This window comes from Gallaecimonas xiamenensis 3-C-1, assembly GCF_000299915.1.
In the GTDB taxonomy this organism is placed as follows: Bacteria; Pseudomonadota; Gammaproteobacteria; order Enterobacterales; family Gallaecimonadaceae; genus Gallaecimonas; species Gallaecimonas xiamenensis.
The window spans coordinates 1-11,643 of record NZ_AMRI01000045.1 but is presented as its reverse complement, the minus strand read 5'-3'; the positions used below and the strand labels follow the sequence as shown (position 1 = coordinate 11,643).

Annotated in this window: 7 protein-coding genes; 2 read left to right on the top strand and 5 right to left on the bottom strand. The window is 59.2% G+C overall.

Annotation, left to right across the window (positions count from 1 at the left end; genetic code table 11):
• Positions 1 to 348: 348 nt before the first annotated feature.
• Entirely contained in the window at positions 349 to 936 is a 588-nt protein-coding gene (locus B3C1_RS20380) for a hypothetical protein (protein WP_156804634.1), read from the top strand.
• A 353-nt stretch (positions 937 to 1,289) separates the two neighbouring features.
• Here B3C1_RS20380 and B3C1_RS19600 read toward each other — a convergent pair whose 3' ends face one another.
• The 5 genes from B3C1_RS19600 to B3C1_RS18920 form a co-directional block, all read right to left on the bottom strand.
• On the bottom strand, positions 1,290 to 3,263 hold the full coding sequence (locus tag B3C1_RS19600; RefSeq protein WP_008486830.1) for a fibronectin type III domain-containing protein: 1,974 nt from the start codon (positions 3,261 to 3,263) through the stop codon (positions 1,290 to 1,292).
• A gap of 258 nt (positions 3,264 to 3,521) precedes the next feature.
• The gene (locus B3C1_RS18935) at positions 3,522 to 5,843 is read right to left on the bottom strand and encodes a M48 family metallopeptidase (protein ID WP_008486829.1); all 2,322 of its coding nucleotides are present in this window, start codon (positions 5,841 to 5,843) and stop codon (positions 3,522 to 3,524) included.
• A gap of 114 nt (positions 5,844 to 5,957) precedes the next feature.
• The gene (locus tag B3C1_RS18930; RefSeq protein ID WP_008486828.1) at positions 5,958 to 8,018 is read right to left on the bottom strand and encodes an AsmA family protein; all 2,061 of its coding nucleotides are present in this window, start codon (positions 8,016 to 8,018) and stop codon (positions 5,958 to 5,960) included.
• A 115-nt stretch (positions 8,019 to 8,133) separates the two neighbouring features.
• Complete coding sequence (locus B3C1_RS18925; RefSeq protein ID WP_008486827.1) at positions 8,134 to 10,293, bottom strand: S46 family peptidase; 2,160 nt, start codon at positions 10,291 to 10,293, stop codon at positions 8,134 to 8,136.
• A 45-nt stretch (positions 10,294 to 10,338) separates the two neighbouring features.
• The gene (locus B3C1_RS18920) at positions 10,339 to 11,289 is read right to left on the bottom strand and encodes a phospholipase A (protein ID WP_008486825.1); all 951 of its coding nucleotides are present in this window, start codon (positions 11,287 to 11,289) and stop codon (positions 10,339 to 10,341) included.
• A gap of 78 nt (positions 11,290 to 11,367) precedes the next feature.
• Here B3C1_RS18920 and B3C1_RS18915 point away from each other — a divergent pair.
• Positions 11,368 to 11,643 (top strand): DnaB-like helicase N-terminal domain-containing protein (locus B3C1_RS18915; protein WP_008486824.1); only part of this gene is annotated, 276 nt, incomplete at its 3' end.

Genomic DNA, 11,643 nt, shown 5'->3' with positions numbered 1-11,643 from the left:
CGCCATGATGGGATGGGTGTCCTTTTTACTATTTTTTTACTATTACTATTTTTACTCCATTTTTACTCCTTTTACTCAATGGGTGTCCTTTTTACTTTGACACCAGTTCAGCACGAGGACGGGTCATGGCCAGGGCCTTTATCAAGAGAGGGTCTTTCAAGGCTAGTTTTTGCGAGGCAACTTCGCCATGATTGGTGGGTGTTCTTTTTACTTTTTACTTTTTTATGTGGCTGACATGAATAATCAAACTGATAAATATGCTTTTATCCTAACAAAGAAAAAATTTAAAAATAATGTCGTTATGGTTGAAAGCATTCTCGCTGATAAGAAGTCTATAGGAATATCATAATGGAAGAGTTGTTGCCTGGTATTACTGACTTTGATGATGTTGTAAAAAGTCTTTGTTCGCAAAAAATCGTGGATCTATGTAAATATTATAATTATATGAATTATGATGACTTCCTCCTTGAGTCAGGTGCTGGTTTTCCTGGTTTAAAGAATGGTGAATTTATTTTTGATGAAGCACCTGGTGTCTTTGTCATCACTCTAGATAACGGTGATACAGTATCTATTCAAGATGATGAATTGAAAAACTCATTGGTTTATCAGCTTGATAGGAAAGGTGATGAGTATTTCCAGTATGGATTCCATTTTAAGGTTTTCAAAAATATTTCGATTCTTTCTGAGAATGTTATATCTAGTATAGATAAAGAGAAGGTAATAAATAAAAAGGTGGATAGAGTAGAGTATCTGGTTGATAGTGAAGGTAAGGGCCTTGGTTTTCCTGATTCGAATCAAATTGGTCTGGTTTTATCCTTTGGTAATTATAAGTTGGCCTTTTCTCTTGGTGCACTTAACGGACCTTTATTGACGCCGGTTACTGTAAAGTCTGGAGAAAATATAGATTTTAAAAACTACTCGTTACATTCACTTTAATTTTTTATTTTTAATAAGCCTTGGTCTTTCGAAGTGAGAGTAGAAGGGAAAAAAGTAGAGTGTTTGATAATGGCCTTGGATGTGATGCCTAAGGATGTCATTTCTCTAAAAACTCATGATGTATATTTTTCAGAACGTGATAATTTAATGATTGTTACATTTCGAAGTAAAGATTATCCCTCGAAACAGGGCAGAGGTAATTTGTCCTCTCTACCTTCTTTTGCTGTTGAGTGTGAAGTTGACGAAAATAGAATAGTGCGAAGTTATTTTGTTAGATAATTGGATTATGGTTACTCTCTACAGTTTTTATATTCATTGGAGAAGCCCCTCTTAATCAAGAGGGGCTTTTTGTTTTACTGCGCTTCAAATGCACCTATATCCGGGGCGCTGCCGCTGTAGGGCTGGCCGACATTGGTACCGGCGTCGATCAGATCTGAGCCATTTACCAAGTGGAAGAACTGCACGTCGGGCAGGCTGCCGTCGGCTTTGCGGGGGGCCAGCAGTTCGTCGATGTCGGTGCTTTGGAAGTCGCCGCCATTGACCGAGTGGCCGTCTTGCCAGCCGTTGTGGCTGATGTTGGTGCTGCTGGCATTGAGGCTATCGGAGGCGCCACCGTTCATAGACAGGCTGTTTTTGATGGTAAGGCTGTTGGCGGCGTTGGTGTTGCCAAAGCCGAAATTGCGGCCGTTGGCGTAACCGACGCTGTTGTAGATGGTGATATTGCCCCGGTTGGAGTTGTGGTCGAAGCCGTCCACGGCGTTACCGGCAGCAATGGTGTTGATAAAGACGGCGTGGTGTTTAAGGGTCTTGTCGTCGCTGCCGCCGGTTTTAAAGCCGTTGCCGTCGCCGCCGCTGGCCGAGCCGTTTTCCTGGTAGCCGTTACGGATGGCCCAGCTGTTCTCGTAGGTGGTGGTGACGTTGTCGGCGCCGCGCAGGTAGCCGTCGTAGCCGTCGTCCAGGTTGTTCCAGGCTCGGCAGCCTACGAAGCGGTTGCCGTCGCCCACCCCCAGTTTGGCGGCGAAGCCGTCGGCGTTTTCAAGGGAGGCATCGGCATTGAAGTAGGAGTCCACGTTCTTGATGAGGTTGTGGCTGGCACCGCTGTCCAATTGCAGGCCGGTGTCGGCGTTGCGGGAGAAGCTGGCGAACTCCACTGTGTTGTAGGAGCCGGTGATGTGCATGCCGTTGTCGCCGGCGTGCTCCACATCGATGCCGTAGATGGTCCAGTAACTGCCCCTCAGTTCAATGCCCCTGTTGCTGCCACTTTCGGACATGGCCGAGAAATTCAGTACTGGACGGGCGCTGTCTGTGGGGTACTTGCTCAAAGTGATGGGATTGGCTGCGGTGCCGCTCTGGTCGAGATCGATAGGATCGCTAAAGCTGTAGGTGCCGCCGCGCAGATAAATGGTGTCCCCCGCCGAGGCCGAGGCAATGGCCGAGAGCAGGGCGCTGGCGCTGTTGACCACTGTGGCATCAGGGTCTACTGGCGCGGCACTGCCGACCGGGGTGGCACCGAAGGCATTGGAGTTGGCACTGGCGCCGCTGGCGTCGGTGTATTTGACCCAAAACCAGTAAGGGGTACCGTTGTTCAGGCCGGTAGCGGTATAGCTCTGCACGCCGGCTGCCAAAGTGGCGATACGGGTGCGCCCCGAGGGGTTGGTGTCGGTGTCTTGGTAGATCTGGTAGCTTGAACCTGTGCCGGGATTGCTCCAACTGAGGCTTACCTGGCCGTCGCCGGCGCTGCCGCCGAGGCTGACCGCCGAGCCGGAGGGCGTGGCCGAGGCGGCATTGGAGTTGGCGCTGTTACCGCTGCTGTCGGTGGATTTTATCCAGAACCAGTAGGGCGTGCCGTTACTGAGGCCGGTGGCGGTATAGCCAAGGCTGCCGGCCCCCAGAGTGGCGATGCGGGTGCGGCCGCTGGGGTCGCTGTCGGTGTCCCGATAGACCTGGTAGCTGCTGGCGTTGCTCGCCGCGCTCCAGCTCAGACTGACCTGGCCATTACCGGCACTGGCAGTCAGGTTGACTCCCCCTGGGCCGGCGCTGTCATCGCCACCACCGGAGCCGTCAGCCGGAATGGAACATTCCTTGACGGTTTTACTGGGAATGGGATCGCTGCCGAAGGTGTCGATATTGCAGATGAAACTGCCGTTAAGCACCTTGTAGACAAATTGGCCGGCGGCGCCGAAGGCCACATTGGTGGCCTGGCTGACCGAACAGCTCTCGTCGCTCTTGCAGATGGTGCTGTAGCCGTCTGGCCTGTTGGTGGCGGCCTGGGCAGCCCCGGCCAACAGGGCCGCGCCCAGGGCCAGGGATAAGGTAGCGCTTTTCATCGGATTCTCCTTGCGATTATCCCACAGCTGTCCAAGTGCGCTGCAGGAGCGGTCGGATATGCCGGCTGGCCATGGTTCCCTGGCGGTATGGGGTAGATCCCTCTGATGCCGGTTGTCACCGGCTGGTGACAATTGGATGCTAAGTGAGCTTCGGTTTTGGCCGCAAAGGGCCTTTGCAGGAGATTGGGCTTTTGCGCCGCATCTGAATAATTTGGCCGAAGGTGATAAAAAATCAGCGGCCAAGGCCGCTGATTTTATTCAGGCCAATACCCAGCCGCCGTAGAGGGTACCGCCGACAATGGCGGTGGCTACCAGCAGCCGCGCCAAGGTAGGCAGCAGGCCGTGGGCCAGCTGAAAGCGGTTCCACAGATCCAGCTTGCGTTGCAGTTGGTGTTCCTGGCCGGGCAGCAGCAGCGGGTAGTGCTCCGGGGGAGCGGCGGCGCTTGGGGCCTGGGTCAACTCGGCGGTGCCGGCCAGCATCTGTTCCACCAGGCTTTCGCTGGCAATAAGGTCTTCCAGCACCTGGTCGCGAATGTATTCCAGCACGCCGGCTATGGTGTCCATCCTTTCGTGGGCGGCGGGGCACCATTCGTGCCAGTTGCGCTTGTCCACCGTCACCAGGTTGAAGTCGGGATAGGCGCTCTGCCAGTCTTCTATCTCGAAATGAGCCAGCAACTTGTCGGTCGGCACCAGTTGGCTCATGGCCTGGTTGAGCTGGTCCATCACCTTGCCGGCGGCGCTGGCCACCTTGAGCATGCGTTTTTTCTCGAAATAGCCCACCTGGCCGTCGGCGGTGATCACCTGCCAGGTGTTGGCCAGCAGCGCCTGTTCGTTGCGCACCACCGCCGCCATATGTTCACAGGCATGAAGCAGCCCCAGCAGCCCCTTGAGGTAGGGCTCCCAGCCCTGGCCAAGCTTGGCGGCGGCCAAAAGGTGCGCCCTGTGGCAAAGGGCGTCATGCTCCTTGAGGGTTTGCATCAGGGTGTTGCGTTCCACGGCTAGGCTTTCCAGCACCCGGGGAATGGCGTCCTTCTTAAGCTCCTCACCCCGGTGGCGGATCACCCCGCCCGAGGGTTGCAGATCGCCCCGGTGCAGGGCCTTGAGGGTGGCAATTTCAATATCCAGGTTGCGGGCCGAAGCCAGGTCGGCCTTGAGGCTGGCCGGGTAGAGGGCGGCCAGGGCCTCGGTGGGGGCCTGGGGCAGGGCACCGGTGCTGAGCAATTCGTCCAGGGAGGCGAAGTTGCGCATCAGCTCCCGGTCCAGGTAGTTGCCCCGGTAGCGCGGGTCCAGGGACTGGCGGCTGAAGCGGCGCATCACGGCGTCTTCTTCGGCCACCTGTTCCAGGCCGGCCTTCTTGTCCGGGGCGTAGAAGTCGCCGCTTATCTGTTCGCGCAGCTTGGCCGGGTCGGCAAAGAGTTCCCAGGCCGGGCGGCCGTCTATGTCGGCGGCGATGTAGCAGGCCTTGGCGTTGTCTTCCCGGTCACGGTTGGCCGGGTGGGTGGCCCACATCTGCGGCGGCCTGGCCATATCTTGGTCGAACACCCGGTGCTGGGCCGGATCGCTGCCAGGGTTGGGGCCGGCGGGTTGACCATAGGCCGGGTCGTCCAGCACGGTGCGCATGGCGTCCATGGTGATGCGCTGGGCGTTAAAAAGATCGCCAAGGCGTTTGCCGTCCCCTGCTTCGCTGCGGGCCACCTGCAGGGCGGTTTGCCAGCCGTGGTCGGCGGCCTGGAGCTTGTGCAGGGCATTGACCAGGGCGTCGCTGCCGGTTACCGACACCGCCACCAGATCGGCGTTGAACTCCATTTCCCGGCTAAGGGCCCGCTCGGCGATCAATACCAGCCGGAACAGGCTGTCCACCACGGCGCGGATAGACCAGACAACCAGCCCCAGCAGCCAGCCGATCCAGGCGATACGAGGATCGGTACGGCTGACCACGCGGATCAGCTTGTCCAGCCAGTCACGGGTGCTGACCATATGGCCGATGATCTGCTGGGCCAGGTAGACCCAGCGGCCCACCATCATGGAGCGCTGGGCAAAATGGCCGAATTCGTGGGCCAGTACCGCCTTGAGTTCACCCAGGCTAAGCACATTGACCAGGCCCAGGCCGATGATCAGGTTCTTCTTGGACGGCAGCAGCAGGTTCTTGAAGGACAGGTCATAAAAAACGGCGGCGTTCACTTCCGGAGTCAGGAAGACCCGGTGCGGCCGGGGGGCGCCTATTTCGTCCGCCAGTTGCTGAACAAAGGCAAAGAGTTCCGGTTCCTGCTGTGCGCTCACTTCAATGCCGTCGGGATTGGCTCCCTTGCGCACCGTAAACAGGGACTTGGCCATAAAGAGGGTCAACAGGCCGGCACAGAAGGTGACCAGCAGCCGGATCAGGTCGAATTTGACCAGCAGGTGCTGCACACCCTTGAAGGTGACCACCCCAAAGCAGATGCCAAGGACGATATAGCCGACCATAAAGGCGGCCAGTCCCACCATGGCCAGGGTGGCCTGGCGGCGGTAAGAGGCTCTGGGTTTGGTGAGATCCGCCGGTACCTGGCTGGGGCCGGCAGGGTAGAGGGCGTTTTGCGCCATGGGCTTGTACCTTCCTTGGATTAACAAAAGCCTGAAGATAGTAGCAGCCCACCTGCGGTCTGGGAATGGCGTGGCGGCACCATGAAAAAGGCCCCTTGCGGGGCCTTGGCGTTGTCAGTTACCGGTCTTTTTCTTGAACAGGTCGCCGAGTTTTTCCCCCAGCTTGTCCTTGAGCTTGTCCTTTTGCTCGTCGATCTTCTCCTGGGCCTTGCCCTTGAGCAGGGCGTCCATGTCGGGGCGCACCTTGGGATCGTCGAAGGCGCCGGTGATCTTGATGGGCAGGGTAATGCCCTTGAGCTCGTCCATGGTCTTGCCGTCCTGGCCCTTGAGGGTGCTCACTACCTTGGCGGCAACGGCGTAGTCCAGGGTCTTTTTGGGCAGGTCGATGTCACCGGCGCCGGTCACCCGCAGCAGCGGCGAGGACAACAGCAGATCCGGGTTGTGCATCAGGCCGTCTTTGAAGGTGGCCGAACCGGACAGCTCGGCAAAGTCGGTCTTCTTGGTATCGTCATCCGGGGCGCTCTGGCCCTTGAGGATAGCACCGGCCTTACGCAGCTCATGGGCGATGTTGACCCCGTACACGGCACCGTCGCGGAACTGGAAGTCGGCGCTGCCGTTAAGGCTCTCGGTGAGGCTGGTAGGGGTCAGGCCGATGGCGGTGATGTTGGCCTTGGCCGAGGTAGTACCGGCCAGCAGCGGCTTGTCGGACTGCATGAAGTCCTTGAGCAGCGGCTCGATTTGCACGCCGGACACGTCTTTTTGCACCGCCAGCCTTGCCGGCTGTTTGCGGGCGTCGACTTGTGCGTCCAGCTTCACTTTGCCCTGGTAGAGCTCGGCGCTGAACGGTGCCAGGGCCAGTTGGCCCCTGTCGTTACTGGCCTTGATTTGCAGGTTTTCCATCACCAGGTGGCTCAGCTTCAGCCAGCCCAGGCTGAGGTTGGCCTTGGCCTTAAAGCCGCGCAGGGCAGACAGATCCGGCTCGATTTCCGCTGCCGTGTCGGCTTGGCTCTGGCCTTTGGCGGCGGGCTTGTCGCTGGCCGGGGGCAGGTAGCGGTCGGCGTCGAACTTGTCCAGGGCCAGGGTCAGGGCCAGGTCCGGCACCGCCCCTTTGAGGTTGACCTTGGCGTTGCCGCTCAGCTGGGTCTGGTCCAGGTTGCCTTTGAGGTTGGTCAGGCTGGCCTGTTGCTCGCCGTATTGCCAGTCAAAGCCCAGGGCGAAATCCGACAGGGTGCTGTTGTCGGCCCGCTGGGGCAGGGCGATGCCCAGGCGTTCGGTCAGGCCGCGCAGGTCGGTCTTTTCAATGCTCAGGCTGCCGCTGGCGGCGGGGTCGGTAAAGAGCGCCTTGGCGCTGGCCTTACCCTTGACAACCATGTTGGCCAAATCCAGTTGCAGGCTTTGCAGGTCGGCGGTGGCGGCGTTGAGATCCACTTGGCCCTGGGTGGCAAAGGACAGCTCCACCGGCTTGGCCAGGCCCTCGCCGCTCAGTTTGGCGGTGGCTGCCAGGCGCGGCAGGCCAAGCTGGGTCAGCTGGTCATTGAACTGCAACTGGGCATCCAAAGTGGCCACCAGTTGCTGGGCACCCAGGGTGTGGAAGCGGGCATGGAGGCTAGAGGCGCTGCCGGGGGCAAAGCCGTCCAGGGTGGCTTCGTCCAGCACCAGTTGCTGGCTGGTGGCCCCTTTGGCGTCCAGCAGGTTGACCTGGATATTGGTCAAACTGATGCTGCCCAGGTTGACCTTTTGCAGGGCGCTCAAGTCAGGGGCGCCGGCGGCTTGGCCGGGTTGGGGCGTTTGGGGCTCCTGGGCCTTGGCCGGGTCGGCTGGCTTGAGGTTAACCACCACATTGGCCAGGCTCAGGCCGTCCACTTCGGCGCTGCCCGACAGCAGCGGCAGCAGTTTGACCGACACCTTGGCTTGGCCAATCTCGGCTGTGGTGCCTTTGGCAAAACCGTCGGGCTCGGACAGGGCGGCCTTTTCGATGGCCAGGCCCACTGAGGGGAAGAAGGTCCAGGACAGATCGCCGTCCAGGCGCAGCTCACGACCGGTGTTGTCGGCGACGGCCTTCTGGATCTCGCCTTTGTAGCTGTTGGGGTCGATGGTGAGGATAAAGGCGATCAGGGCGCCTATGACCAATACCACCAGACCCACCAATATCGCCAGGATCTTGCCTGCTTTCATGCTGTCTCCTTGTGCACTGGGGCGGCAGGGGCTTGGCCGCCGCCCTTGGCTATGGCAATCAACTCAGGATTAAAGTTAGCAATACAGCCTGCCAAAAGCAGGCTGAATCAAGGCTTTATTCTTTCTCGATGACCATTTCGTCCAAAAGGTTGGGGGCCGGATAGACGGACTCCAGCAGCCATAGCACGTAGCGGATATCCACGTGGATGGCGCGGGTGATTTCGGGGTTGAAGTACCAGTCTTTGGTGATGGATTCATAGGTGGAATCGAAGTTCAGGCCCACCAGGCGGCCTTGGCCGTCCATCACCGGTGACCCGGAATTACCCCCTGTGGTGTCGGCGCTGGACAGGAAAGCCACCGGCACCGAGTTAAAGGGCTCCGGGTCCTGGCAGGGCACCAGGCCGCAATACCACTTGGGAATGGGGGACAGGCTGTCTTTCTCATAGTCGCCGAAGCGGCGGGCCTGGATGGCCGCCTTGAGGGGAGCCGGCACCGCGAAGTCACCTTCCCCTTCCTTCTCGAGGATACCGTCCACCGAGGTGAAGGGGCGGTAGCGCACCGCATCCCTTGGGGTGTAGCCGTCAACACTGCCGTAGGTCACCCGCAAGGTGCCGTTGGCGTCGGGGTAGACCGGCAGGCCACGGGCCTCGTTAAAGGCGATGATGTCTTCCATGTAGGCCGGGCGCAGGCTGGACAGCTGGCCGTCGGTCTGTTCTTCCTCGGCTTCGTCGGCAAGCACCCTGGGCAGCAGGGCCACCGCCAGTTTCAGCAGGGGATCCTGGCTTTGTTCGAAGGTGGCCGGGGCCGCAGTCAACAGGGCCAGGCGGGCCTGGTTGTCCACCAGGGTGCTGTGTTGATAAAGGCTGGCCAGGTCGGCTTTGCCATCCTTGATGGGCAGCAGGGCGTCCAGGGCCGGGTCACGGTAGCGGCTGGCCAGGTAGGCGGTCAGCTTGGCCTGCCAGATGGCCTGGTCCACTTGCGGTACAAAACGGCTGTCCAGGCGTTTGACGGCCCCGGCCAACATGGCCTGATCACGGTCTTGAAATCCGGCCTTACGCTCGCTGTCGGGCTTTTGCCGTTCCAGGGCATTGCGGTACAGGGCAATGGCGGTGTCCAGCAGGGCAGAGCGGCGCGCCTGCTGCTGATACCACTGGCGCTGCCATTGGGGCTGGGCCTTGGTCAGGGCGGCCTCCAGGGTTTGCAGGCGGGCCTGGCTGGGCAGCTCGGCTTCCTTGCGGGCCTTGATGGCGGCGATGTCGGTGTGCTTGAAGCCGTCCATCAGGCCTTCAAGCTTTTTCAGGCGGTTGTTGGCACTGGCCACGGTACTGGCGTAGGCCACGGCCCAGTCCGGGTGGCCCTGGCTTTGCTGGTCGATGATGGCCAGGGTCTGGCGGTAATCGGCGGCCTGGGTGGGGTAGAGCCAGTCTTTGGCGTAGGTCACTTCCGAGGCCAGGCGGTAGCGGGAGGTGGAGCCGGGGTAGCCGGCCAAGAGGATGCCGTCCCCTTCGCGGATGCCGTTGCCGTTGATGTGCAGGAAATGCTTGGCGTTAAAGGGGCGGTTGTCCGGGCTGTACTCGGCCGGTTGGCCGTTGTTGTCCACGTAGACCCGCAGCAGGGTGAAGTCGCCGGTGTGACGGGGCCATTCGAAGTTGTCCACGTCGCCGCCGAACTTGCCGATGGCGGCGGGCGGGGCATAGACCAGGCGCACGTCCTTGAACATGGTCTGGGTGATGCGCTGGTAGGAGAGGCCGCCGTGGAAGCTGCGCACCTGGCAGCGGGTAAAGGCGTCGCTTTCGCAGGCCTTGATCAGGGTCTTGGTGGCGTCTTCGATGGCATTGAAGCGGGCCTTGCCGGTCTTGTCGCCAACCTGGGCCAGCACCTCTTGGGTCACGTCATCGATAGCGCGGGTAATGTAGATGCGCTCCTGGGGGCCGCCGGGCAGCTCTTCCGAACGGGCCTTGGCGATAAAGCCCTTGTCGATGAGGTTATTGTCGGCGCTGGAGTTGTGCTGGACCATGCCGTAACCACAGTGGTGGTTGGTGATGATCAGGCCGTCCGGGGAGATAAAGGCCCCGGAGCAATAGCCCAGGGAGGTGACCGCATTGAGGGGGAAGGCCAGGGGATTGGCCAGCTGCTCGGCGCTCAGGCTGATACCAACCTCTTGCAGCTGGTCGCCCAGCTTGGCCAGTTGCGCCGGTTGCCACTGGCCTTCGTTGGCCTGGGCCAGGGAGCCGCTCAGCAGCAGGGCTGACGCGGCGAAAAGGGTGCGTTTCATTTGGCGATATCCTTGCCTGCTCGAAAATGTCGCCAGTGTACTGGCTCAGAGCCAGTTGGTCAGCATGATGCCGAGGCCGATGCTTTGAGTGGTATGGTTATAGTCGATGAGCGACTCCCCATAGCCGTTGAAGTACTGCACATAGCCCCGCAATTTGCCCCAGAGCGGGAAGGTAAAGCCCAGCTGCATGGCGCCTTTGTTGTCACTGCGCAGGTTGTTACGCAGCATGAAATCGAGGCTGTAATCCCCCATCACATAGACACCGGTGAACTCGCCGTAACCCAGGTAGCGCTCGATATTGGGGTTGTTGTCGTCTTCGCGGCTCTCGTGGATGCGGTACCAGGGCTTGATCTGGAACACGGCGTTGTCGGTTTCGAACACGAAGTTGGCGTAGATGCGGTTCCAGGACCTTGAATAAGGGTCGGAGCGGCCGTTGGACTGGTGCACCACACCCAGGGTCACGAATTTAGGTTTGATGCCAAACCAGTCGTCACTGACATCAAAGGCCATAAAGGCTTCAGGCTCGTAGTTGGTCTCCCGAAAGGGGGAGGACAACCCGGAGTTGTAGGCCTGCCAGAAGGACTGCTGGGTATAGGCCACCCACAGGCTGTTGTTGCCGCCGAACAGGTTCATGGCCAGGGGGAACTTCAGGCTGACCTGGAATTTTACTTCCATGCTGTCGAGCTTTTCGCCCTCGGCCAGTTCACCGGCATAGGAGCTGGCGTCGATATTGCTGTTGTAATAGGCCGGCAACAGGTAGTTGGGTTGGTGGGGGGTGATCACGAAGGGGTTCTCCGTGGTCGACTTTTCCCGGTTAACCCGTTGTTCTACCAGGCCGCTGTCGGCTTTGGCCCTTTCTTCTATGCTCTGGGGCACCGGCGGTTCCACGGCAATTTCGGCTTCCTGGACCGGCGGTTTTTCGGGGACTTCGGTGGTATTTTCGGCGGCTAAAGCCCCCAAGGGCAGAAACAGGGCGAAAAGACAGGCTTTGGTCATGGTTCTTCCGTGATTCTTTAGGTTGTGAGACTTTAGCCCCATAATAGTGGGCCTTAACTTTGAACTGATAATGACGTCATGGCGGAAAAGCGCAAAGCCTACCAGAAAGACGGTGACAGCAAAGTCGCCGCGCTGAAGGTACCCCCTCATTCCCTGGAAGCCGAGCAGAGTGTGCTGGGCGGCCTGCTGCTGGACAACCAGGCCTGGGACCGGGTGGCTGAGGCCGTGGTGGAGCAGGATTTCTACTCCCGTGCCCACCGGCTTATCTTCAAGGCCATGACGCAGCTGATGGCGCAAAACAAGCCGCTGGATCTGATCACCGTCTCCGAGCAGATGGAGAGTGACAAGTGCCTG

What these genes read in the sequence shown, in the direction of transcription:
- B3C1_RS20380 (WP_156804634.1), top strand. Translation starts at nt 349, where the DNA reads ATGGAAGAGTTGTTGCCTGGTATTACTGACTTTGATGATGTTGTAAAA.
- B3C1_RS19600 (WP_008486830.1), bottom strand. Translation starts at nt 3,263, where the DNA reads ATGAAAAGCGCTACCTTATCCCTGGCCCTGGGCGCGGCCCTGTTGGCC.
- B3C1_RS18935 (WP_008486829.1), bottom strand. Translation starts at nt 5,843, where the DNA reads ATGGCGCAAAACGCCCTCTACCCTGCCGGCCCCAGCCAGGTACCGGCG.
- B3C1_RS18930 (WP_008486828.1), bottom strand. Translation starts at nt 8,018, where the DNA reads ATGAAAGCAGGCAAGATCCTGGCGATATTGGTGGGTCTGGTGGTATTG.
- B3C1_RS18925 (WP_008486827.1), bottom strand. Translation starts at nt 10,293, where the DNA reads ATGAAACGCACCCTTTTCGCCGCGTCAGCCCTGCTGCTGAGCGGCTCC.
- B3C1_RS18920 (WP_008486825.1), bottom strand. Translation starts at nt 11,289, where the DNA reads ATGACCAAAGCCTGTCTTTTCGCCCTGTTTCTGCCCTTGGGGGCTTTA.